General features: G+C 51.9%; 1 pseudogene. It reads left to right on the top strand.

From position 1 onward, the window contains the following. A pseudogene (locus tag ACO0LI_RS30665) lies at positions 1-399 on the top strand (IS3 family transposase); the annotation flags it as partial.

Below are 399 nucleotides of genomic sequence, written 5' to 3'. Positions count from 1 at the left end.
ATCAGACATTTGCTCCAAGCCGTCCAAACGAAGTATGGCTGACTGATATCACCTATATCAGCACTGGAGAAGGATGGCTTTATCTGGCAGGGATCAAGGATGTGTATACCTGCGAGATTGTTGGCTAGGCCATGGGAGAACGAATGACGCAAGCCTTGACTGCGCAGGCGCTCTGGCGTGCAGTGCGCAACAAACGTCCACAACCTGGATTGATTCACCACTCAGACCGGGGTAGCCAATACTGTGCGCTGAGTTATAGAGCCTTGCTTGAGCAATTCGGCATGCAGGCGTCGATGTCGCGCAAAGGAAACTGCTATGACAATGCGCCGATGGAAAGCTTCTGGGGTAGCCTGAAAAATGAATTGATACATCACCAGCACTACCCGACCCGTGCTGATG

It is taken from the genome of Undibacterium sp. Tian12W (genome assembly GCF_049339405.1).
Lineage (GTDB): Bacteria > Pseudomonadota > Gammaproteobacteria > Burkholderiales > Burkholderiaceae_D > Undibacterium.
This window is presented reverse-complemented; position numbering and strand designations above follow the sequence as displayed.